Here is a 22,228-nt window from a genome sequence, read left to right as displayed (position 1 = left end):
CCACCAGGCTGTGAGAGTTAGAGGGTCATGAGAAAAATCACCATCGGCGGAGTCAAGCGCCGCACCGGCCGCGCCATGCTCAAGGTGGGCGACAAGCTCGCCGAGTCGCCGGCCCCCGCCGCACCCGACGACTTCCCCGCGGGCTTCAGCTCCTGGGCGTACAACCGCAGCAGCCGGCTCAAGGCGCTGTACCCGGGCGAGTGGAAGAAGCAGTTCGTCGCCGAGCCCGCCACCTCCCGGGTGGCCGTGGTGGTGCACGTGTTCTACACCGACCTCGTCGCGCAGATCCTGCAGTCGCTCGAGGCCCTGCCGGTGCAGTTCGACCTGATCGTCACGAACGCCTCGGGGGAGCCGCTGTCGCTAGACACCTCCCGGCTCACGAACGTCGACCGCGTGCAGGTGCTCGACATCGCCAACCACGGCCGCGACATCCTGCCGCTGGTCTCGGTGGTCAACGCCGGGCTCCTCGACCCCTACGAGCTCGTCTTCAAGGTGCACACGAAGAAGAGCGCCTGGCGCGAGGCGCACGGCGAGCTCGCCGGCTCGGGCGACGAATGGCGCGAGAGCTTCTTCTCGGAGCTGGCCGGCTCGGTCGAGACGGTCACCCGGGTGCTGAACGAGTTCGCGAGCGACCCCGCCCTGGGCATCCTGACCTCGACCGGCAACGTGCTCGGCCCCGAGTTCTGGGGCGGCGACCGCGAGATCGTCGGATCGCTGCTCAGGCGCATCCAGATGGACCGCGACGAGGACCGCCTGCGCTTCGCCGCCGGCAGCATCTACTGGGTGCGCGGCTTCCTGCTGCAGGGCCTCCGCGCCTTCGAGCTGCAGGCCACCGACTTCGAGGAGGAGGCGGGCCAGGTCGACGCCACCACCGCGCACGCGATCGAGCGCATCCTGGGCATCGTCGCCGGCGAGGCGGGCTACGACGTGCGCGACGCCTCGACGCTCACCGCGACGGCCGACGGCACGGCCTTCGAGCGGTTCCGGGCGGATGCGGTGGTGCAGCCCCGAGCGCGCGTCATCCCGTTCTACCTGCCGCAGTTCCACACCTTCCCCGAGAACGACGAGTGGTGGGAGAAGGGCTTCACCGAGTGGTCGAACGTGGCCGCGGGCACCCCGCTCTACCCGGGCCACATCCAGCCGCTGCTCCCGAGCGAGCTCGGCTTCTACGACCTCCGCACGCCCGGCGTGCGCGACGCCCAGTACGAGCTCGCCACCGCGGCGGGGCTCGAGGGCTTCATGTACTACTACTACTGGTTCGCGGGCAAGAAGCTGATGGACCTGCCCGTCGAGGAGCTCGTCGCCTCCGACTCCGACCAGCCGTTCTGCATCATGTGGGCGAACGAGAACTGGACGAGGCGGTGGGACGGCAGCGAGAAGAACATCCTGATCGCCCAGGACTACGACCGGGTCTCGGCCAAGCAGTTCATCCATGACGTGCTGCACCTGATCACCGACCCGCGCTACATCCGCATCGACGACAAGCCGGTGATCGCGGTGTATCGCATCACCCAGATCCCCGACCACGTCGAGGTCGTCGCGCACTGGCGTCGGGTGGCCGAGGAGGCCGGCCTGCCGGGCCTCCATCTCGTGACGGTCGACGTCGGCACCTCGATGCAGGGCGTGGAGGGCTCGCTCGCCGAGCACGGGCTCGACGCCTACCTCGAGTTCGCGCCGCACAACATGTTCTGGCAGTCGCTGCCCCGCGACCACCGCGGACTCGACGAGCGCTTCCAGGGCAACCTGCTCTCCTACCCGGCCATGGCCGAGAAGGCGGAGGAGCGGCTGAACACCACGCCGCCCGCGCACCGCTACCCGGGCGTGATGGTGAACTTCGACAACACCGCGCGCCGGCAGTGGCAGCCCGACATGTGGTACGGCTCAAACCCGTTCACGTTCCGGCGCTGGCTCAACACCACCGTCTCCTCGGTGGCCGAGCGCCCGCGCGACGAGCGGGTCGTGTTCGTGAACGCCTGGAACGAGTGGGCCGAGGGCGCCGTGCTCGAGCCGTCGCAGCGCTACGGCCGCACCTACCTGCTCGCGGTGCGGGACGTGCTGCACCGCTGACGCGATGCCGCCGCCCGGCTGACACGCCGCAGCCGGGCGAGTGCCCGGGCTTCGCACAGCCTCTCTTTAGGATGAGGTGTGATGAGCGGAGCCACGATGACACGCACGACCACTCGACGGGGACTGGTCGCGGCCGTTCTCAGCCTGATCCTCGTCGTGGCCGGCCTGACCGCCGCCGGGGCCGAGCCCGCCTCGGCCGCGGCGCCCGTGCTCACCCGCAGCGCACCGCAGGCCCTCGTCACCGCGACCGCCGCCGACTTCGACCCCGGCAACATCATCAGTGACGAGAACTTCTTCAACGGCAGCGCGATGTCGGCCGGTGCCATCCAGAACTTCCTGAACAGCCAGGTCTCGAGCTGCCGCTCGGGCTACACCTGCCTGAAGGACTACCGGCAGACCACCTGGTCCCGCTCGGCCGACGCCATGTGCAACGCCTACGCCGGAGCGCCGAACGAGACCTCGGCGACCATCATCTACAAGGTCGGCCAGGCCTGCAACGTCAGCCAGTCGGTGCTGATCGTGCTGCTGCAGAAGGAGCAGTCGCTGATCACCGACTCCTGGCCGAGCCAGAGCCAGTACACCTCGGCGACCGGCTTCGCCTGCCCCGACACCGCGCCCTGCGACGCCGAGTTCTCGGGCTTCTACAACCAGGTCTACAAGGCGGCCTGGCAGTACAAGCGCTACACCAACCCCGCCGGCACCTCGGCGTTCTTCACCTGGTTCCCGGTCGGCAAGTACTCGGCCGTGCGCTACCACCCGAACGCGGCCTGCGGCTCCTCGCCCGTGCTGATCAAGAACAAGGCGACCGCGGGCCTCTACTACTACACGCCGTACCAGCCCAACGCGGTCGCGATGTCGAACCTCTACGGCGGCCAGACCGACGGCTGCTCCTCCTACGGCAACCGCAACTTCTGGCGCCTGTACACCGACTGGTTCGGCGACCCCCGCACCGGGTCGAACCCCCACGGGGCGTTCGACAAGGCGCTCGGTGTCATCGGCGGCGTGCAGGTCACGGGCTGGGCCGTCGACCCGAACACCGCCGACCCGACCTCCATCTGGGTCGCCATCGATGGCGCCAGCTCCTCCTACCGCGCGGACTACCAGCTCGACTGGCTGCCCGTGCTGTACCCGACTCTTGGGGCGAAGCACGGCTTCAGCCAGGTCATCGGGGCGAGCCCCGGGACGCACACGGTGTGCGTCTCGAAGGCCAACGGGGTCGACCTGGGCTGCAAGAGCGTCACCGTTCCACGGGACGACCGGGCTGCCGCGTCGCTCGATGTCGCACAGGGAGTGGCCGGCGGCATCCGCATCTCGGGCTGGTCGGTCGACAAGAAGAGCGGCGCCCAGACCTACCTCTGGGTGAACGTCGACGGCAAGGGCTCGGCCTACAAGGTCGACAAGCGCCTGAGCTGGACCCCGAACCTCTACCCGAACGTGGGCAATCTGCACGGATTCGATGTCACCGTCCCGGCCGCGCCGGGAATCCGGGAGATCTGCGTGTACGGCGTGCAGTCGCTCCTGATCGCCTGCAAGACCGTCACCGTGCAGCCCTTCGAGACCGGCAAGGTCGAAAGCGTCACCGGGGTCGTCGGCGGCATCGAGGTCGCGGGGTGGAGCCTCGACCAGCGCACGAAGGTCTCGACCTATGTGTGGGTCGACGTCGACGGCGCCGGCCGGGCGGTCGCGGCGAACCTGCCGTCGAATTCGGCTGCCGCGGCTTTCCCCGCTCTCGGCAAGAATCACGGCTACAAGACCACCATTCCGGCCAAGCCCGGGTCCCACCGCCTGTGCGTCACCGGAACTGCGGGCAACACGTCGTACGGGTGCCAACAGGTCACCGTGCCGAACAACGAGGTGGGCAACTTCGACAGCGTCACTGCGGTCATGGGCAAGATCTCCGTCTCCGGGTGGTCGCTCGACCGCACCTCGTCGGCGACGACGTACGTCTGGGCCTTCATCGACGGCAAGAGCGCCGGTGCGATCAAGGCCGACAAGCCGCTCGGCTGGATCCCCGTGCTGTACCCGAAGTCCGGCCCGAACCATGGCTTCGCGGCGACCTTCTCAGCCTCGGCCGGCGCGCACGAGGTCTGCCTCACCGGCACCAAGGAGAACGTGTCTTACGGGTGCAAGACGGTCACCGTTCCGACGAGCGGTGCCGCCAGCCTCGACGGTGTCACAGCGGGCGACCGCTCGGTCACGGTCACCGGCTGGTCCGTCGACCGCTTGTCGAAGGCGACGACGTACGTCTGGGTGAGCATCGACGGAGTCGGCAAACCCTACAAGGCGGACAAGCCGCTTCCGTGGATCGACGCGTACTTCCCCGGCGTCGGGGCGAACCACGGCTTCGCCATCGACATCCCCGCGGGTGCCGGCCCCCGCGAGGTCTGCGTCACCGCGACGTTCGACAATCAGAATCTTGGCTGCCGCACGGTCGACGTGCAGTCACCGGGCGCGGCGAACGTCGACGCCGTCACCGGAGTCGCCGGCGGTGTGCGCGTGCAGGGCTGGGCAGTGAATCGCGAGACCACCGAGAGCACCTACCTCTGGGTCGACGTGCAGGGCGTGGGTGGATTCCCGGTCGCGGCGGACAAGCCTCTCGCCTGGATCGACTCGTACTTCCCGGGCGTGGGGCCGAACCACGGGGTCGACTCAGTCGTGAAGGCGCCATCTGGTTCCCGGAAGGTGTGCGTGACGGCCACCTTCGACAACCGCTCACTGGGCTGCACCACCGTCACCGTTCCCTAGCCCGAGGTTCGGTCAGCTCCCCGTCGGAGCCGGGTCGAGGATGCGCTCGCAGGGCACGAGGAACCAGTAGCCGGCCGGACCGATCGGCACCTGCATCGAGGCGTACGGGTCGGCGGCGCACTCGTCGCGGAAACCGGGCACTGAGACGCTGAGCTCGGGCACGCCGGCCTTGTTCCCGGGCGAGCGGTAGTCGATCACACCGGGGGTGATCAGGGCCGCGGCCAGCACGAGGACCACCCCGAGCCGCACCGCCCGACGGCCGCCTCGGGCGCCCGCGGGAGGCAGCCAGGCGCTGACCGCGGCGACGATCGAGACGATCAGGAGCAGCGACGGCACCACGAGGTAGCGACCGCCGAGGAACACCTCGGCGCCCGGGTCCTGCAGGCCGAGACGGTTCCAGGTGAGCACGGCGGTGACGCCGAAGAACCCGGCCGAGGCGACCAGCGCGATCGCCGGCAGACCGTCGCGACGCAGTCGCAGGGCGATCAGCACGACGAGCAGGAGGAGCACCGCGACAGCGATCAGCACGACGGGGCGCCGGCCGAGCTCGGCGTAGACCGAGGTGCCGGTGGTGTGCCCGAGCAGGTCGCCGAAGACGACCCGGACGAGGTAGGTCGAGGCCATGGCCGCCGGCTGCAGGGTGGGGTCGCCGCGGTCGCGCTCGGTGCCGAGCACGGCGATCACCTGCACGACGGCGGCCGCCGCGAAGACGATGCCCACGACGTTCTCCCGGAGCCGGGGCAGCACCACGGCCCGCGCGAGCACGAGGGGCGCGAACACGATCGAGAGCGGATCGCTCAGCACCGAGGCGGCGACCAGCACCGAGCCGAAGACCGTCCTCGCCACCCCTGGGCCCGAGCGGGCCGACAGCACGAGGAACAGCGAGAACATCAGGAACCAGTGCGAGTTCGAGACGTTGGTCGCGACCTCGAGCGAGCCGATAGGAAGGATGAGCACCAGCAGCCAGAGCAGACACCGCAGCGGGAGCTGAACGCGCTCGCGGGTGAAGACGAAGGCCGCGACGGCTGCCGCCGACCAGACCGCCGCGCCCGCGAGGTTCATGCCGGTGCCGAGCTCGGTCGTGGGCAGGGCGGCCTCGACGATCTGCGCGGCCGTGCGCGGCACCGCGTGCAGGTAGCCGGCGTACGGCGTGGCCAGCATGCCGAGGTAGTCGTGCCGGAACGCGCCCTCGAGGAACTGGTTGCCGTCCTCCGACCAGAGCACGTTCCGCTGCCCGTCGGGCAGCCGCAGGGCGGCGATCGCGGTGCCGGCGGCGAACAGGGCGGTGACGGCTCCCGCGCGGGCGAGGAGCGGCCGCACGCGGCCCGGAGCCGGCCCGAGCAGCCAGTCGGCCGCCCCGGTCAGCGGCACGCCGTCACCGCGGTGTCACCGGCCGTGACGACGGAGGGGCGGTCGGCGGTCGAGGCGAGCAGGGTGCCGTCGTCGTCGACCCCGACCGGGATCGACGCCGCACTCGTCGGGTAGGCGAGTGTGACGACGGTGGTGCTCTCGAGTGCTCCGACCGGGGCGAGCGCCACCTGCGCCGTCGCCGGGAGGTCGATCGAGGTGTGCGGGGCGATCGCCTCGCAGCTCGTCAGCTCGCCCGTCACGGGGGTGCTGAGTCCCGTCCACTGGACGTTGAGGGAGACCTGGTCGGCGTTCAGCGCCGAGGGCTCGACGTCGACGATTCGGTCGTCGGCGGCCATCTCCGACAGCTCGGCCCAGCTCACGGTGGGGGCGAGCTGCGGCGAGGGGACGGCGTCGTCGCTCACCGCGATCAGGCCGTCGTCGCTCAGCGACGCGGCGGCGCCGAGGAGGGCGGCGTTGCCCGACTTCCAGTCGGACAGGCCCTCCGCCTCGTCGCCGAGGGCCACGATGTTGATCGCAGCCCAGCCGCCGAGCAGCAGCACGAGCACCGCCACCGCGATCCGGGTGCCGGTGACGAAGCGGGCGAGGCTCGCGACGAACACCGGGATCGCGACGATCAGGATGAAGTAGGAGTAGCCGCCGCTGGCCGACTCGGCGACGTCGCGGCTGAGCCGACCGATCAGCGTGATGGCGAGCGAGAGCACGAGGGCGACGAGCAGGAACAGGTAGGTGCGCCGGGCGCGGCTGCCGGCGAGCGGGCCGGGGCGGACGGCGAGGTAGGCGAGCACGCCGACGATGGCCACGACCAGCACCGCCGGGGTGAAGGAGTCGGCCACGGGGATCGAGTCGTTGACCGCCTTGGCCAGCAGGGCGTAGACGAACTCGGGCCCGTCGCGCAGCACCTGGTCGAGGCTGTGCGCGCTGTTGTAGCTCGGGATCGTCCAGACCACCCGCACCACGACGAACCAGATCGCCGGGACGGCGATGGCGATCGCACCGAGGAGGTAGCGCCGCAGCGAGACGAGGGCGAGACCGGCGGCCACCCCGAGCGGGATGTAAGCCGATCCGCTGAACGTGCCGAACAGCGACAGCGCGACCACCCCGGCCACCCGGAGTCGCGGGCCGACACGAGGGGACAGGGCGAGGTAGAGCACCCACAGCCCGGCGGCGGTGGCCGCGGTGTACTGGAACTGGCCGGCCCAGGTCACCGTGCCGGCCCCGGCGGCCATGATGAGCACGGGGGCCACGACGGCGACGCAGACCGCGCGGGAGGGCACCACCAGGCGGAGCAGCGCGTAGACCGCGACACCGCCGGCGAGGTGGCAGATCAGCATCGGGAGGGCGTAGAGCCAGTAGCCCTGCAATCCGACGGTCTGATAGAGCAGCGAGAACCAGACCTTCGTGAACAGGATGGTGTGCTCGTTGTGCGGCGTGATGATCCAGCGCAGCCAGTTCGCCCCGTCGGGCGGGGCGAGGTAGTCGAACTCGTCGTAGATGAAGTACTGGGTGCGCACACCCGAGAACACGACCGCCGCCGCGATCAGCACCACGGCGGCCAGCGCGATGGCGGCGACCACGTCGGGGTTCAGCCGGGCGGAGACGGCGCGCAGCCGGTGCTGGACGCTCCGCACCCCGCGGTCGACCGCCGCGTCGACGCGACCGCTCGGAGTGGTGCGCGGGGAGCTGTCCGTCATTTCTGGCCGCCGTTCGTGGGGGAGGGGTGCAGCTGGTCGGCCGTGAGCGCGCCCGCGGCCACGAGGGCACGCAGGTCTCCCACGGTCAGGGAGGGGGCGTAGACCGGGTCGGGCCGGCTGGAGATGTCCACATCGTGCACCGCCAGCTCGTCGACGACCGCATAGATCTTCGCACGGGTGTCCTGCTCGATACCTGCCTGCGCCTGGCCGGTCTGCAGGAGCACGTGACCGCCGTAGACCGTGGTGAGCCCGAGAGCGGCGACGATGGCGAGCTCGACGCCCCGGTGCAGGGCGGCGAGTTCGGTGGCCAGCAGCCCGATCAGCGGCATCAGCAGCACCGTCGTCAGGTAGATGTACCGGCTGGACGTGGCCGTGTCGGTGGTGAAGTCGAAGCGGGAGTACGCGGTGAGCAGCGCGAACGCGACCGCCGACGCCGCGAGTCCGAGCACGAGCGGTGCTCGCTGCCAGAGCAGCGGGCCCCGCACCGTGGCGTACACGACGAGGCAGAGGAACAGGATCAGGCCGAGGAACGGCACCGGGGTGAGGCCGTCGAGGCCGCCGCTGAGCATCCGGAAGGCGAAGCCCCCCATCCGGCCCACGAGGGAGAGCACCGGGTAGCCGCTGGGTCCGGGGGGCATGAAGTAGACGGGGTTGCTCTGCGCGTAGAGGTACCAGGCCAGGTACACCGCCGCCGAGGGGGCGACGAGCAGCGCCGCCCGCCAGAGGCCGACCCGGCGGAGCGCGACGACCGCGACCCCGCCGATCAAGGGCAGCGCCGTGCCCGAGAACATCAGCGACGCCACGGTGAGGGCGACGACCGGGGCGAAGCCCCTCCAGTAGCGCTCTCGGGTCGCCCGGTCGACGAGCAGCACGGCGATGAGGTCGAGCAGCACGGCACCGAGGAAGCCGAACTGGAAGGCCCAGAGGATGTTCTCGCTGCCCGCGCCGAAGAGGGCGATGGCGAAGGCGAGCAGCACGGCGATCCAGGGCGTCACGCCGGCGCGCCGGAGCAGGCGCCAGAGCAAATGGGCGATGCCGAGGTGCACGAGCACGGCGGTGAGGAGGTACGGCCAGTAGCTGCCGAGCCCGACCAGCTCGCGGAGGCCGGCGGTCACGAGCATCGGGACGGTGCTCCAGTGACCCAGGTGCGGCGTCAGGAAGTCGGTGGAGGAGAGCTTGAGGAAGTCCCACTCGTCGAAGAAGAACCACTGCTCCCGTGCGCAGACGAGGATCCAGGCGAACGCGACGACGAGTGAGACGTAGTGAGCGGTCGCCGGCGAGAGCCACCGGCGGCCGCCCACCGAGGATCTAGATCGTGCCGTCGGCGACGGCATTCTCGATCCACGGGATGACCTCGTCCAGCATGTCGTCCAGCGTGGTGGTCGCCTCGAAGCCGAGCAGCTCCTTGGCCTTGGTGACGTCGGGGACGCGCTTCGCGACGTCGTACTCGAAGCCGGGGTCGGACGTGTAGTTGAACGGCACGTCCGGGCCCTTGATCTTGCGCCAGATGGTCTCGGCGAGCTCCAGTACGGAGTGGCCCTCGGCGGTCGAGACGTTGAAGTCGTTGTTCAGCGCGGCCGGGTGGTCGAGCGAGAGCACGATGCCGCGCGCCAGGTCGCCGCCGTAGGTGTAGTGGCGCACCTGCTCGCCCGAGCCGAGGATGTGCAGCGGGTCCTGACCCTTAAGCACCTTCTGCACGAGGTCGGGCACGACGTGGCTCATGGCGAGCTTGACGTTGCCCGAGTCGATCTCGACGTCGCCGAGCGCACGGCTCTCGCCGATGCCCACGCAGTTGAAGGGGCGGAGGATCGTGTAGGGCAGCTTGTACTGGTCCCAGGCCGCGCGGGCGAAGTACTCCACGGCCAGCTTCTGGAAGCCGTAGCTCGACAGCGGCGGCGGCACGATGCGCTCGTCGCCCTCCTTCGACGGCCAGCGGTCGGTCGACTCGAAGACCATCGAGCTCGACATGTAGGTCACCTTCTCGAGGCGGCCCTTCTTGTGGGCGGCGATCGCGGCGTCGACGCTCGAGGCGATGATGCGCTCGTTCTGCGCGAGCAGGTCGTAGGCGTAGGTGTGGAAGTACGAGATGCCGCCGATCAGCGCGGCGCCTGCGATGAAGTGGTCGCAGTCCTCGAGCAGACGCGTCATCAGCTCGACGTCCTGCACGTCGCCGACGACGAGCTCGTAGTTCGGGTTGTCGTCGTAGGACTTCTTGACGGGGCCGTACTTGGAGTAGTTGTCGACTCCGACGACCTGGTAGCCCTTCTCGAGGAGCTCCTCGACGATGTAGCCGCCGATGAATCCCGCGGATCCGGTGACGAGAACCTTCTTCATATGATGTGTTCCTTCTGGTGGGTGTTCGGCGTGGTGGTGATCAGGGAGTGGTGGGGGCGTCGGTGAGGGCGCGCAGCTCCTCGACGGTGAGCTTGCGGCCGAACGCGAAACGGTACCAGCGCAGGTACTTCGGGATCCACTTCGCGAGCTTGAAGTTCGACTCGCCGAAGGCCCGGTCGAGCCAGATCGTCGGGATCTCGGCGACCGGCAGCCGCAGCCGTCTGGCCTTCGCCGTGAGCTCGAGGCCGATCTCGAAGCCGTCCTTGGAGTCGATCCCGACCTGCCGCACGAACTCGGCGTTGTAGGCCTTGAAGGAGTTCGTGGCGTCCCGCGTGCCGGCGTTGGTGAACACGTGCAGGGTGATGCCGGCCATCCGTGACAGGAAGCTCTTGAAGCGGGGGCCGCCCACCTGCTGCCCGCCGGGCATGTAGCGCGAGGCGGCCGCGACGACGACGCCGCGCTCGACCAGGCGCACGAGGTCGTCGATCTGGCGCGGATCGTCGCAGCCGTCGGCCATGGTGACGACGACCGTCTCGCTGGTGGCGTGGTCGATGCCGTAGCGGATGGCGTAGGCAGGACCCCGGCCGTAGTCGTTGATCAGTACCTTGAGGTTCGGTCGCCCCGCCGCGGCGTAGGCCTCGACGACGGGCACCGTGGTGTCGGTCGTGGCGTCGACGACGACGAGCACCTCGGCGTCGAGCTTCACGGCCTCGAAGATGCGGTCGAGACCGGGGACGATGTCGTCGCCCTCGTTGTACGCGGGGATGACGATCGAGGCGCGTAGGCCCTCGGTCAAATCACGACTCCCTGGCCGAGGAGGTTCCAGACGTCGGCCACCGGCTTGTCGGTGACGAGGCCCTTGTACTCGCTGTGCGGGGTGGCCACGATGAGGATGTCGGCCTTCTCGAGCACGGCGTCGAGCGGCAGCAGAGTGTCGTCGGTCTCCTCGGTGACGTAGGGGTCGGTGCCGATGACGGCCTTGGCCCGGAACTTCAGCACCCGGCGCAGCTTGTACGACAGGCTCGAGCGGATGTCGTCGGAGCCGGCCTTGAACGACATGCCGAGGATGCCCACGGTGAGGTTCTCGAGGTCGAACCGCTTCTCGAGCTGGGTGACGATGTAGAGCGGCAGCCCCTCGTTCACCTGCATGGCCGAGTGGCCGAGCGCGAACTTGTTGTCGCTGAAGGCGGCGAGCTGCATGGTGTCCTTGAACAGGCACGGGCCGGCGGCGAAGCCGGGGCCGGGCAGGTCTTTCGCGCGGGGGTAGTCGTGGGTCAGGCCCTTGCGGATCTTCTCGAAGTCGAGCCCGCGGTCGTTGGCCATCATGTAGAACTGGTTGGCCGCCGCGAACTTGATGTAGCGCCAGGTGTTCGTGAACAGCTTCGCGAGCTCGGCCTCCTCGGGCTCGAGATCGACGATCTGGTCGGTCAGCGTCGAGAACAGAGCGGATGCGCGGGCCCGGCCGGTCTCGGTGCGGCTCGACACGATCTGCGGCAGCGTGAACAGCTCCTCCATCGCCTTGTGCTCGGCGATGCGCTCGGGGCAGAAGGCGACCTCGGTGGAAAGGCCCGCCTCGCGGAGGCGTCGCTCGACGAGGGCGGTGACGCCCGGGTAGACGGTGCTGCGGAGGATGAGCAGCTGCTCGTCGCTGAAGAACGGCATGCAGGTCTCGAGCGCCTTGGGGATGGCGTTCGGGTCGGGGTTGAGGTGCTCGTCGACCGGGGTTCCGATGACGACGACCACGTTCTCGGCGGTGGCCACGACGCTCGCGTCGGTGGAGGCGGAGAACATGCCGTCGGCCAGCACCTTCTGCAGCACGGGCTCGGCGCCCGGCTCGCTGAAGGGCATGCGGCCGGCCAGGATACCTTCGACGGCGCGCTCGCTCACGTCGTAGACGACGACCTTCGAGCCGCGGTCGGCGAGGGCGATGGCCAGGGGGAGGCCGACGTGACCGCCGCCTCCGATGACGACGACGTCGTTGCTGAACTTCGATGACACGCGGTTGACCTCGTTCGTAAGGGGATGTTCGGCTGCGACACGATTGGTCGACAGCGGTAGAGCAAAGAGCAGGATACAGCGACGGTTATCATTTTGAGGGCTCGGGACGCGCGCCCCGGCATCGACTCGCAGAAGGCACCGATAGTGAAGAAGATCTGGGACTACCTCTGGGAGCGCCTGGTGCGCTACGCGCTGAAGTTCGGGGTCGTCGGACTGGTCGGCTACGTGATCGACCTCAGCGTGTCGAACCTGCTCTGGTCGGGCGCCCTGGGCGACGGCTGGTACGAGACCCCGCTCGGCGGCAAGTTCATCTCGGTCGCCATCTCGACGCTCGCCACCTGGTTCGGCAACCGGTACTGGACCTTCCGCGACCACCGCCGCAAGAACTTCCTGCTCGAGCTGGCCGAGTTCACGCTGATCGCCGTGCTCGGGCTCGGCATCTCGCTGGCCTGCCTCTACGTCTCGCACTACCTGCTCGGCCTCACGAGCATCGTGGCCGACAACATCTCGGGCAACGTGATCGGGCTGGTGCTGGCGACGGCGTTCCGCTTCCTGCTCTACCGCTACTGGGTGTTCGCACCGAACCGCGCCGACGGGTTCACGGCGCTGAAGAACCGCGAGGCCGCGGAAGCCGCCGCGGAGCAGGCCGCCGCGGAGCAGGCCGTCAGAGACGCACAGGCGCGCTGACTTCTCCCCCAGGCGCGGCCCCGAACGGCCCGTCGGGCGAGAACGTCGCCGGAGCCGCCACCCACCGCGGGTCGCGCCCCACGATCACGACGGTCAGCGCGAACGCCGCCGCCACCACCGCGAAGGCGATGATCAGCGGGATCGCGCCGAACGGCGGCACCCAGGCGCTCGGCTCGAGCATCGCCGGCCAGTCGGTCTTGTAGCCCGAGGCGAAGCGGCGCAGCGTGGTCGCGAAGGCGTAGACGGTCGCGTAGACCCACGCCGCACCGAACAGCCAGGCGACGAAGCCGAGCAGCACCCGCGGCGGGCGCCGGTCGAAGCGCGGTGAGGTGGCGATGGCCGCGGCCATCCCGAGCAGGAAGGTCATCAGCAGGATGAGCGTGTACCGCCCCTGCCAGATGAACCCGCCGGCGGTGACGTAGACCGCCTGCACGAGCGGCGGCAGGAAGAAGAACGCCAGGGCCAGCGCGATCACGAAGACCAGCCGCCGCCCGCGCACCCAGACGAGCACGCCGACGACGAGCAGGGCGAAGATGACGTAGCTCACCCAGTAGACCGAGGGGTGCAGCGTCGTGTCGAGCCAGCCCAGGATGCCCACCATCTGCCGCAGCTGCTGGTAGAAGTTGCCCAGCAGCCCGAAGAACCCCTCGACCGGGCTGAGCCCGACGCCCTCGTTCACCGGCGGGGTCGCGGGCCCGGCACTCGGAGCGGTGCCGAGCGAGTTGCTCGTCAGCGTCCACCACGCGCTCGCCAGCGCCGACGCCACGATCAGCAGGATGCTCACCAGCACGCTCGGCCGCCGCAGCAGCGCCCCGAGTTCCCGGCCGCCGAGCAGCAGCAGCGGCACCGCGAGCAGCACGGCCACCCAGAGCGGCGAGATGCCCCGCGAGTTGGAGACGAGGGCCGCCGCCACGACCACCATCGTGAGCCGGCCGCCGAGGAGCCTCGGGTCGGGCTGCAGCACGATGCCGAGCATCGCGGTGAACAGGGCGAGCCCGCCGGTGTACTCCAGGGCGTTCGGGTTGACCGTGCCCATCAGGTAGACCGCGATGGGGGTGAGCCCGGCGAGCAGGGCGATGGTCGGCAGCCGGCGCTGCTTCCACGACCCGATCATGAAGAAGCACGACGCCACGAAGAACGAGGTGATCACGGCGCTGACGATGCGCATCGCGTAGATGCCCGAGATGTCGGGCAGGGCGAGCGAGGGCCAGCCGACCATCCAGTAGTAGACGGGGTTGTACAGGCTCGCGGCCGAGTAGCTCTCGACGAGTGCCGAGGGGTCGCCGCTGAACCCGGGCGCGCAAGAGGCCGGGGTGTCGGCGAAGAAGGCGAAGCAGTTCTGGGTGTACTCGAACGCCAGCGCGGCCGGCACGTGCAGCACGCCGCCGGTCGGGATCATCGTCTCGGGCAGCAGCTCGCCCCGCACGACGGAGCCCGCCTTCACCACGTGGGCGGGCTCGTCGGGGGAGCCGCCGATCGGGGTCGCGAGGGCCCACAGGGTGCCCATCAGCGCGATCAGCAGCCAGGGGAGGAGCAGCCAGCGCCCGACCGGACGGGGGACGGGGGCTGTGGCGGCAGGGGCGGCGGTGACCGCCGCGGGTGGTGCGGACGTCATCGATTCCTTCGCGACTCGATCTCGGCGAGGGCGGCCTCGAGCTCCCGGATGCGCAGGTCCTGCAGCGCGACCGACTCGGCCAGCGTGCGGGTCTCGCTCTCGAGCTCGGTCAGCTCGCCGGAGTGCTGGATGGAGACCAGGAACAGCACCGCGATACTGAGGAAGAAGACGAGGTTCGTCGGCACGGTGACGCCGACGATCGAGGCGGCCCAGCCGAGCAGGTCGGGGAAGACGCCGATGATCAGGGCGACGATGCCGGCCAGCAGCCACCAGATGGCGTGCCGCTCGCGCAGGTGGTGCCGGCGCAGCGACTCGATCACCACACCGAGCACGATCAGCGCGGCGACGATGCCGAAGACGTAGGTGACGGTGCTCATGCGCTCACCGCGGCGGGCTCGACGAAGGTGACGGGCGGGCGGATCAGCGCCACGAACAGCGCCATGCCGGCCCGGCCGAGGTAGACGGCCGCCTTGTAGGGGTTGTGCGAGGGCACGCCGCCGGCGCGCGGCCGCATGGCCACGGGCACCTGCGCGACGGTGAGCTTCGCCCGCGAGGCGATCACGAGCGACTCGACGGTGTCGCCGAGGTACTCCGAGGGGTAGTGCTGGGCGAACAGCGCGACCGCGCGCGGCCCGCTGGCGCGGAAGCCCGAGGTCGTGTCGGTGAGCCGGGTCTTCGTGAGCCTGCTCAGGATGCCCGAGAGCACCTTCATGGCCCAGTGCCGCGGCCCGCGCACGGCGTAGTCGCCCACCCCGGCGAACCGGGCGCCGAGCACGAGGTCGTGGCGCTCGAGCTCGTCGACGAGGGTCGCGATGCCGGCCGGGTCGTGCTGTCCGTCGGAGTCGACCTGCACCACGTTCCGGAAGCCGTTCTGGATGGCGTACTTGAAGCCTGCGCGCATGGCGCCGCCCACCCCGAGGTTGATCGGCAGCCGCAGCACGGTCGCGCCGGCGGCGGTGGCCTCGCGCGCGGTCGCGTCGCGCGAGCCGTCGTCGACCACGAGCACCGCGACGCCGGGCACCGTGGCGAAGACCTCGCGCACGACGGCGGCGACCGACTCCTCCTCGTTGAACGCGGGCATCACGATCAGCGTGCGTTCGAGGGCGGTCGGCATGTCGCCCATCATAGCGGCGGGCCCCTGTCAGGGCCGGGAGAGCCGGGCGGGGTCAGCTCCGGCGCAGCCGGGCCTCCACGGCGGGCGGGATGCGGCCGGTGCGTCCGGCCCAGCCGTCCCCGAGGCCGGCGGCCGCCGCGAGCAGTCGTGCACCCCGGCCCGGCACGAACAGGGTGACGATGACGAGGTGACGGAGGTCGGCGATCGTCTCGCGCAGGGGACGGTAGCCGCGGTAGAGGCGCCGGCGTCGGTTCAGCAGCACCCGATTGCGGGCCAGGTAGTAGTAGCGGAACGGCGCGCTGTGGGTGAGCTCGACGGTGCGGCCGGCGATCGTCGCCGTGTGCCGACGGCCCAGGCTGTGGCCGAGCTCGGTGCCCCGGGCGTGCACCACCATGAGCCCCGCGCGGGCGACGCGCAGGGCGTAGTCGGTGTCGACGCCGTCGATGAAGAGCTCCTCGGCGAAGCCGCCGACGGCGTCGAGAGTGCGGAAGGGCACCAGGAGACCCGACTGGATGGGCGTGCGGCCCACCAGGATGCCGCGCTGCGTGCGGAGCTCCGGCGCGGGCTGACCCGACACCGCGGCGGGGGCGGCGAGACCGGCGGGGATGCCGGCGCCGCGGGCGGTGCCGAGCGCTGCGACGAGAGCGTCGACGAACCCCTCGCCGACGGCGGAGTCCTCGTCGAAGGTGATCACGTGGCGGGCGCCCGGAACGGCGCGGGCCTCTGCAGTGCCGGTGTTGAGGGCGGCCGCGATGCCGCGGTTCACGGAGTGCCGGAGGACGGTGGCGCCGGCGTTCTCGGCCGCGAGGAGGGCGGGACGCGCATCCGGTGCCCCGCTGTCGTCGACCACGATCACGCGGGCCGTCTGCGGGACGAGGCTCTGCACCAGCTCGGCGAGCCGGGGGCCCGGAGCGAAGGCGGTGACGACCGCGACGACCTCGTCTGACACTCGTGCCTCTCCGTCCCGGGGGCTCGTCCGGGAGCGCCTACTATGCTTGCACGCTATGACCGGAGAGCCGCGGGCGACCATCGGCCGGCGCTCCTTCGTGGGCGTGGGAGTGGCGTCGCTGATCTCGGCGGGCGTCGGATTCGCGGTGATCATCATCGTTCCCAAGACCTTCGGCGACGACCAGGCGGCCACCACGACGTTCCTGGCGTTCTGGTCGTTCCTGTTCGCCTGGTACGGCATCCTGGGCGGGCTCTCGTCGGAGACCACCCGGGCCGTGCACGTCAGCGACACCCTCGACCGGGCCGACCGCCGCGAGCCGCGGCTGCTGGTCGTGGGCCTCGCCGTCGGTGTCGGCCTCGGCGTGCTGCTCTGGGCCTCGAGCCTGTGGTGGGGCCCGGCCGTGCTCGGCGCGGAGTACGCCTGGCTGGCCGTGCCGCTCAGCTGCTCGGTCGCCCTGTACTCGGGCCACGCGACGATCGTCGGCATCCTGGGCGGGCGCCTGGAGTGGTCCACCTTCGCCCGGCTGGTGATCGGCGACTCGGCGCTCAGGATCGTGCTGGTGGGCGGAGCCGCGCTGATCGCCGCCAGCGTCGCGGGGTTCGCCGTGGCCGCCAGCGCCGCGTCGGTGGCCTGGCTGATCGGGCTGCTGTTCTCGCCCACCCTGCGCCGCGCGGCCTCGGCCCGCAGCGACGTGGGGCTCGGCGACCTGCTGAAGCGCATCGGCCACGCCTGCCTGGCCTCGGGGTCGAGCGCCGTGCTGGTGGTGGGGTTCCCCGTCATCCTCACGCTGACCTCCACCCGCGCCGAGTACGAGGCCGCCGCCGCTCTGCTGGTCGCCGTGACCTTCACCCGGGCGCCGCTGCTCATCCCGCTGAACGCCTACCAGGGCGTCGCCATCGCGCACTTCGTGAACAACCGCTCGGCAGGGCTCCGGGCCCTCGCGCCGGTGGCGCGGCTGATCGGCGTGATCGCCGTCGCCGGCGCGGTGCTCGGCGGGCTGATCGGCCCGTGGCTGCTCACGCTCGTCTACGGCCCCGATTACGTCATCAGCGGTTGGACGGTCGCCTGGCTCGTGCTCGCCGCCGCGATGCTCGCGCTGCTCACCCTGACGGGCGCTCTCTGTCTCGCGCTCGAGAAGCACCGCTGGTTCTCGCTGGGGTGGCTCGCGGCGACGGCGCTCGCCGTGCTGCTCCTGCTGCTGCCGCTCGAGGGCGAGGGCGGCACCGAGTTGCGCTCGGTGCTCGCACTCGGTATGGGACCGTTCGCAGGTCTAGGAATCCACCTCGTCGTGCTGCGGCGCGCGAGCCGTCAGGAGAGGACGGTGACGGCATGAGCGGGCAGATCCGCGCCAGCGTGTGCATGGCCACCTACAAGGGCTCGGCCTATGTGGCCGAGCAGATCGAGTCGATCGTCGCCCAGCTCGGCCCCGATGACGAGCTCGTGATCGTCGACGACTCCTCGCCCGACGACACGGCCGCCGTCATCGTGCAGACCGTGGCGCGGCTGAACGAGTCGCGGGTGTTCCTCACGTCCACGAACGAGAACGTCGGCTACGTACGGGCCTTCGAGGCCGCCATCCGGCGGGCGCGCGGCCGCTACGTCTTCCTCAGCGACCAGGACGACGTCTGGACCCCGGGCCGCCACGAGGCCATGATCGCCGGCCTCTCCGACACGCTCGTCGTGGCCGGCAACCACTCCGTCCTCGGACGCGCCGGCAAACGCCTCTGGTACCCGCCGCTCCGCGACAGCACCTCGTCGAAGCACCTGCTCAACCTGTTCGCGATCCTCGTCGGCTACCGGCCGTACTTCGGCTGCGCGATGGGCTTCCGGCGCGAGGTGATCGACGGGGGCATCCTGCCGATCCCCGCGTTCATCACCGAGTCGCACGACGTGTGGATCGCCATCACGGGCAACGTGCGGGGGAGCATCCGCCACCTCGAGCGCGACGTCGTCGAGCGCCGCCTGCACGACTCGAACCAGACGCCGCTCGGGGTGCGGGGCCTCGGCACGATCCTGCGGGCACGACGGATGCTCGCCCGAGCCGTCCTCGAGGCATGGCGCCGCGCGCTCGCCGCGAAGCGGGCGCGGCGCTAGCGCAGGAGGTGGCGCAGGAGCGCCCGGCGGCCTGCGGGGTCGCCCGCACGGAGGGCCGCCGGCAGCTCGGTGACCGCGTTCAGCCGTGAGGTCGGGTGCAGGCGCGCCGCCCGCTCGGCCCGGTGCCAGCGCGCCGCGTGCGCCCGGGCCGCGGTCTCGCTGAAGAGCGCGTGCTCCTCGGCGAACTTCGCGCCGTCGGGCCCGGTGACCGCCGAGACGCTCGTGGCGTGCCGCCGGTAGGAGAAGACGACCTCGTCGTCCAGGAGCATCGACCCACCGTCGAAGACGATGTCGAGCATCAGCTGCAGGTCCTGCACCACCTTGTAGCCGGGGCGGAAGCCGAATCGCCGCAGCGCGTCGGCCTGCCAGACCACCGAGGGGAAGTAGGCCCAGTTGCCGATCAGCAGACTCCGCGCGAGCGGCTCCCCGGCGAGCAGCTCCGGCTTCGGCCCACGCGGGCGCAGCGCCGCCTTGACCCGGTCGGCGAGGGGGCGGTGCGCCCGCCCCTCCGCGTCGATCACCTCGACGCCCGGCTGCACGATGGCTGCCTCAGGATGCTCGCGCACGAGCTCGGCCACGCGGGCCACGTAGCCCGCGTGCATCCGGTCGTCGCAGCCCATCAGCACGGCGCGGTCGTTCGCGATCAGCCGCACGCACTCGCGGAAGTTGCCCCCGACGCCGAGGTTCACCACGTTGCGCAGGTAGTGCACCCGCGGATCGCCGAGCGAGGCCGCCCACTCGCCCGGAGCCGGGTCGGGGTAGACGTCGTCGACGATCACGAGCCGCCAGTCGGGGTCGCGCTGGGCGAGCACGCTCTCGACCGCCTCGCGGAAGTGGTCGAAGCGGCCGTAGAACGGCATCATGATGTCGAGCGTCACGGGGTGGTCTCCTGGGCGGGGGCGGGCACGGGGTCGTCGGCGCGGCGGAGGTTGCGCCGCCAGCTGAGGTCGCGGGCGGCCTTGACCGAGCAGATCACGAGCAGCAGCCAGCCGTACTCCACCAGCACGGCGCTCTCGGCCGAGCTGGTGACCACGAGCACCACCATGACGAGCGCGATCCAGACGTAGACGATGCTCTTGCGGGCCGCCGCCAGCACCCATGCGCGCCCCATGGCGAGCGCGACGAACACCACGAAGACGGCGATGCCGATCAGACCGGTCTGGAAGTACACGTCGAAGTAGGCGTTCAGCGCCGAGGTGTGTGCGCGGTTGCCGATCACGTCGAGCGCGAAGAAGGGCGACACGTTGGAGCGCCAGAACCCCGTCCAGCCCCAGCCCTCGAGCGGGTTGAGGTCGATCAGGCGCCAGAGCTCCCGCCAGATCTCGAGCCGGTAGGTGAACTCGCGCCGGGTGCTGAGGATCTCGAGGATGCGGCCGCGCACGAGGAAGCCGAGTACGAGCGTGAGGAGGCCCACGGCCAGCAGCACGAAGTGCCAGCCTCGTCGGGTGTCGGGTGCGGCGCTGCGCAGCGCGAACAGCACCAGCGCCGCGACCGCCGTGACGATGGTGACGCCGAGGGTGACGGGGGAGCCGGAGAACACGATGGCGAGCGCGGCCACGATCACCGAGAACACCCCGGTGCCGCGGCGCACCGAGCGCGTGGCGAGCTCGATCACGAAGGTCACGAGCGCGATCAGGCCGACGAAGCCGAGCATGTTGCGGGTGCCGAGCACGCCCTGGATGGGCCCGCCCGACGCGAGTGCCCCGGTCACCCCGAGGAAGCGGATCGGGACGTCGAGCAGGATGCCCGAGAGCACCTCGACCACCAGCGAGAGCGTCAGCACCACCCGCAGCACGTCGCCGAGCGCACGCACGATCTGGATCAGGTCGCGCACCACGGCGACGTAGATGCCGAGGAAGGCATACGCCAGCAGATAGGCCAGGCCGTTCAGCGTCGATGGCAGGTATTGGCTCCACAGCGAGGTCAGGGCGCACCAGGCGAGGAACAGCAGCAGCGACACCGGCAGCAGTCCGTGCCAGTCGAGCTCGGGCCAGCGGCCGGCGAACGACAGGGCGGCGAGGAGCACCAGCACGGCGACCATCGCGATCAGCCCCGGCCAGCCGACGGTCGAGCGCAGGAGGTGGGAGCAGAAGGCCGTGCCGAGGATCGCGACGGTCAGCGCCTTCGCGAACCGGGTCTGACCGAAGAAGGTCAGCGCGGCCGCGACGGGGTGGTGCGGAGGTCTCGGCTCCGCGGTCATCGCCGCGCCGGCTCGGCCAGGCCGAGGAGTCGGGGCGGCTCGGTGCCGAGGTCCTGGGCCACGGCGCCGAGGTCGAGCTTCGTCTTCACCGCGATCACGACGAACAGCAGCCAGCCGCCCTCGACGAGCAGACGGCTCTCGACGACGCTCTGGGCGAGCAGGGCGGTGAGAAGCAGGATGGGCGCGAGCGTCAGGACGACCCGCGGCAGGGCGCGGCCGCCCGCGTCGAGCGGGTGGTCGACCGCGAACCACCAGCTGCGGTAGAAGGTGCCGACGGCCAGCATCGCGAAGAGCACGAGCCCGACGATTCCGACCTGGAGGTACACGTCGAGCCAGGCGTCGTGGGCCTGCAGGTAGACGACGCCCTTCCGCTCCGCGAGGCCGTCGAAGGGCTCGACCCAGGGTGCCCAGTAGCTGATCCAGCCCCAGCCGAAGGCGGGCCTCTGGGCGGCGAGCTCGCTCACCGAGCGCCAGATGTCGACGCGCCCGGTGAGGTCGTCGCTCTTGCCGAAGAGGCCGAGGATCTGCGACCAGAAGGTGCTGACGCCGACGATGGAGAGCGCGACGACGGCGGCGACGCCGGCGAGCAGCCAGGTGCGGCGGCCCGGGCCGGCGCGGCGGGCGACCAGGAGCACGCCGAGCATCCCGGCCGTGATCACGAGGGCGGCGATGGCCGTGGCCGAGCGGGTGAGGGCGAGGGTGCCCACCGCCACGACGACCCAGGCGAGGGCGGGGCCCCGGCGGCGCAGGCCCTGGGCGAGCTGCACCAGGATGAGCACGAGGGCGAGCACGGCGACGAAGGCGAGCAGGTTGCGGTTGCCGACGACGCCCTGCACGGGGCCGCCCTCGAACAGCAGGCCCTGCGACCAGTAGAAGGCGTCGGGCACCTTCCGGCCCGCGTAGTCGGTGAAGAAGGGGAGCACGGGCTGCCGCACGAACACGGCGACGACCAGCTCGAAGAGCAGGGAGAGCCCGAGGATCCAGTTGAGCGCGGTGGATGCGGCCGCCACGATCTGGGGCCAGCTCAGGGCGGCCACGAGGAACAGGGCGCAGAGCGTCGTGGCGGCCTGCGCGAGGAGGCCGAGCACGGTCGCACCCGGATAGAACGACCACGCCAGCGACAGCACGAGCAGCAGCGCGAACAGCACGAAGGTGCGCGGCAGCCGGCGCGGGTGCAGCGCGCCCCAGAGCCGGCGCCGGGTGAGCAGCACCGCCGAGGCGGCGGTCAGCACGGCCGCGACCGCGAGATAGCCCCACCAGCCGAGCAGGCTGCGCCACAGGTCGGCACCGAACGCCGTGAAGAACACGAGCACGGCGAGCGACCGGATCACGGCGTCGGTCGGGTAGCGCATGGCGAGAAGCC

General features: G+C 70.7%; 18 protein-coding genes. 5 read left to right on the top strand and 13 right to left on the bottom strand.

Annotation, left to right across the window (positions count from 1 at the left end):
• Window positions 1-27: 27 nt before the first annotated feature.
• Both BJ984_RS17715 and BJ984_RS17710 read left to right on the top strand, forming a co-directional pair.
• Window positions 28-2,067, top strand: a complete 2,040-nt coding sequence (locus tag BJ984_RS17715; RefSeq protein ID WP_179549134.1) for a glycoside hydrolase family 99-like domain-containing protein — start codon at window positions 28-30, stop codon at window positions 2,065-2,067.
• 81 nt (window positions 2,068-2,148) lie between these two features.
• Complete coding sequence (locus BJ984_RS17710; RefSeq protein WP_179549133.1) at window positions 2,149-4,812, top strand: hypothetical protein; 2,664 nt, start codon at window positions 2,149-2,151, stop codon at window positions 4,810-4,812.
• Between the two features lie 12 nt (window positions 4,813-4,824).
• Here BJ984_RS17710 and BJ984_RS17705 read toward each other — a convergent pair whose 3' ends face one another.
• The 6 genes from BJ984_RS17705 to BJ984_RS17680 are packed head-to-tail and all read right to left on the bottom strand — an operon-like array spanning window position 4,825 to window position 12,206.
• Window positions 4,825-6,183: a hypothetical protein gene (locus tag BJ984_RS17705; protein ID WP_179549132.1), complete on the bottom strand. Its 1,359-nt coding sequence runs from the start codon at window positions 6,181-6,183 to the stop codon at window positions 4,825-4,827.
• On the bottom strand, window positions 6,174-7,874 hold the full coding sequence (locus BJ984_RS17700) for a hypothetical protein (protein ID WP_179549131.1): 1,701 nt from the start codon (window positions 7,872-7,874) through the stop codon (window positions 6,174-6,176). The genes BJ984_RS17705 and BJ984_RS17700 overlap by 10 nt, the downstream gene beginning before the upstream one ends.
• Complete coding sequence (locus tag BJ984_RS17695) at window positions 7,871-9,175, bottom strand: hypothetical protein (RefSeq protein WP_179549130.1); 1,305 nt, start codon at window positions 9,173-9,175, stop codon at window positions 7,871-7,873. The genes BJ984_RS17700 and BJ984_RS17695 overlap by 4 nt, the downstream gene beginning before the upstream one ends.
• Window positions 9,176-9,182: 7 nt before the next feature.
• The gene (locus BJ984_RS17690) at window positions 9,183-10,208 is read right to left on the bottom strand and encodes an NAD-dependent epimerase/dehydratase family protein (RefSeq protein WP_179549129.1); all 1,026 of its coding nucleotides are present in this window, start codon (window positions 10,206-10,208) and stop codon (window positions 9,183-9,185) included.
• Window positions 10,209-10,248: 40 nt separating this feature from the next.
• Entirely contained in the window at window positions 10,249-11,004 is a 756-nt protein-coding gene (locus BJ984_RS17685; protein WP_179549128.1) for a glycosyltransferase, read from the bottom strand.
• Window positions 11,001-12,206 carry a nucleotide sugar dehydrogenase gene (locus BJ984_RS17680; RefSeq protein ID WP_271206507.1) on the bottom strand — a complete coding sequence of 402 codons (1,206 nt, stop codon included), beginning with the start codon at window positions 12,204-12,206 and terminating at the stop codon, window positions 11,001-11,003. The genes BJ984_RS17685 and BJ984_RS17680 overlap by 4 nt, the downstream gene beginning before the upstream one ends.
• A 144-nt stretch (window positions 12,207-12,350) precedes the next feature.
• Here BJ984_RS17680 and BJ984_RS17675 point away from each other — a divergent pair, with 144 nt between their 5' ends.
• Window positions 12,351-12,893 carry a GtrA family protein gene (locus BJ984_RS17675; RefSeq protein ID WP_173184040.1) on the top strand — a complete coding sequence of 181 codons (543 nt, stop codon included), beginning with the start codon at window positions 12,351-12,353 and terminating at the stop codon, window positions 12,891-12,893.
• On the opposite strand, the gene BJ984_RS17670 is transcribed toward BJ984_RS17675, so the two are convergent.
• Genes BJ984_RS17670 through BJ984_RS17655 form a run of 4 tightly spaced genes read right to left on the bottom strand, consistent with a single transcriptional unit; the run spans window position 12,871 to window position 16,571 of the window.
• Complete coding sequence (locus tag BJ984_RS17670; protein WP_179549127.1) at window positions 12,871-14,508, bottom strand: DUF2142 domain-containing protein; 1,638 nt, start codon at window positions 14,506-14,508, stop codon at window positions 12,871-12,873. The genes BJ984_RS17675 and BJ984_RS17670 overlap by 23 nt on opposite strands.
• Window positions 14,505-14,885, bottom strand: a complete 381-nt coding sequence (locus BJ984_RS17665; protein WP_179549126.1) for a DUF2304 domain-containing protein — start codon at window positions 14,883-14,885, stop codon at window positions 14,505-14,507. The genes BJ984_RS17670 and BJ984_RS17665 overlap by 4 nt, the downstream gene beginning before the upstream one ends.
• Entirely contained in the window at window positions 14,882-15,622 is a 741-nt protein-coding gene (locus BJ984_RS17660) for a glycosyltransferase family 2 protein (RefSeq protein ID WP_179549125.1), read from the bottom strand. The genes BJ984_RS17665 and BJ984_RS17660 overlap by 4 nt, the downstream gene beginning before the upstream one ends.
• Before the next feature lie 52 nt (window positions 15,623-15,674).
• Window positions 15,675-16,571, bottom strand: coding sequence for a glycosyltransferase (locus BJ984_RS17655; protein WP_179549124.1), 897 nt, complete (start codon window positions 16,569-16,571; stop codon window positions 15,675-15,677).
• 55 nt (window positions 16,572-16,626) lie between these two features.
• Between BJ984_RS17655 and BJ984_RS17650 the strand changes: the two genes are divergently transcribed.
• Together BJ984_RS17650 and BJ984_RS17645 are read left to right on the top strand one after the other, a co-directional pair.
• Window positions 16,627-17,904 (top strand): polysaccharide biosynthesis protein, encoded by a 1,278-nt coding sequence (locus BJ984_RS17650; protein ID WP_179549123.1) that lies wholly within the window; start codon window positions 16,627-16,629, stop codon window positions 17,902-17,904.
• Window positions 17,901-18,665: a glycosyltransferase gene (locus tag BJ984_RS17645; RefSeq protein ID WP_179549122.1), complete on the top strand. Its 765-nt coding sequence runs from the start codon at window positions 17,901-17,903 to the stop codon at window positions 18,663-18,665. The genes BJ984_RS17650 and BJ984_RS17645 overlap by 4 nt, the downstream gene beginning before the upstream one ends.
• Here BJ984_RS17645 and BJ984_RS17640 read toward each other — a convergent pair.
• The 3 genes from BJ984_RS17640 to BJ984_RS17630 are packed head-to-tail and all read right to left on the bottom strand — an operon-like array spanning window position 18,662 to window position 22,217.
• On the bottom strand, window positions 18,662-19,543 hold the full coding sequence (locus BJ984_RS17640; RefSeq protein WP_179549121.1) for a glycosyltransferase family 2 protein: 882 nt from the start codon (window positions 19,541-19,543) through the stop codon (window positions 18,662-18,664). The two genes, BJ984_RS17645 and BJ984_RS17640, sit on opposite strands and share 4 nt — an antisense overlap.
• Window positions 19,540-20,865, bottom strand: a complete 1,326-nt coding sequence (locus tag BJ984_RS17635; protein ID WP_179549120.1) for an O-antigen ligase family protein — start codon at window positions 20,863-20,865, stop codon at window positions 19,540-19,542. The genes BJ984_RS17640 and BJ984_RS17635 overlap by 4 nt, the downstream gene beginning before the upstream one ends.
• Entirely contained in the window at window positions 20,862-22,217 is a 1,356-nt protein-coding gene (locus BJ984_RS17630) for an O-antigen ligase family protein (RefSeq protein WP_179549119.1), read from the bottom strand. The genes BJ984_RS17635 and BJ984_RS17630 overlap by 4 nt, the downstream gene beginning before the upstream one ends.
• Between the last annotated feature and the right edge of the window lie 11 nt (window positions 22,218-22,228).

The sequence above is a fragment of the Herbiconiux flava genome, from assembly GCF_013409865.1.
Classification (GTDB): Bacteria; Actinomycetota; Actinomycetes; order Actinomycetales; family Microbacteriaceae; genus Herbiconiux; species Herbiconiux flava.
Note: the sequence above shows the minus strand (reverse complement) of the source record. Positions and strands in the feature narration are given on the sequence as shown.

Excerpts from the sequence above, each read along its gene's own strand:
- BJ984_RS17715 (WP_179549134.1), top strand. The coding sequence starts at position 28 with ATGAGAAAAATCACCATCGGCGGAGTCAAGCGCCGCACCGGCCGCGCC.
- BJ984_RS17700 (WP_179549131.1), bottom strand. The coding sequence starts at position 7,874 with ATGACGGACAGCTCCCCGCGCACCACTCCGAGCGGTCGCGTCGACGCG.
- BJ984_RS17630 (WP_179549119.1), bottom strand. The coding sequence starts at position 22,217 with ATGCGCTACCCGACCGACGCCGTGATCCGGTCGCTCGCCGTGCTCGTG.
- BJ984_RS17710 (WP_179549133.1), top strand. The coding sequence starts at position 2,149 with ATGAGCGGAGCCACGATGACACGCACGACCACTCGACGGGGACTGGTC.
- BJ984_RS17660 (WP_179549125.1), bottom strand. The coding sequence starts at position 15,622 with ATGCCGACCGCCCTCGAACGCACGCTGATCGTGATGCCCGCGTTCAAC.
- BJ984_RS17645 (WP_179549122.1), top strand. The coding sequence starts at position 17,901 with ATGAGCGGGCAGATCCGCGCCAGCGTGTGCATGGCCACCTACAAGGGC.
- BJ984_RS17690 (WP_179549129.1), bottom strand. The coding sequence starts at position 10,208 with ATGAAGAAGGTTCTCGTCACCGGATCCGCGGGATTCATCGGCGGCTAC.
- BJ984_RS17665 (WP_179549126.1), bottom strand. The coding sequence starts at position 14,885 with ATGAGCACCGTCACCTACGTCTTCGGCATCGTCGCCGCGCTGATCGTG.
- BJ984_RS17670 (WP_179549127.1), bottom strand. The coding sequence starts at position 14,508 with ATGACGTCCGCACCACCCGCGGCGGTCACCGCCGCCCCTGCCGCCACA.
- BJ984_RS17650 (WP_179549123.1), top strand. The coding sequence starts at position 16,627 with ATGACCGGAGAGCCGCGGGCGACCATCGGCCGGCGCTCCTTCGTGGGC.
- BJ984_RS17635 (WP_179549120.1), bottom strand. The coding sequence starts at position 20,865 with ATGACCGCGGAGCCGAGACCTCCGCACCACCCCGTCGCGGCCGCGCTG.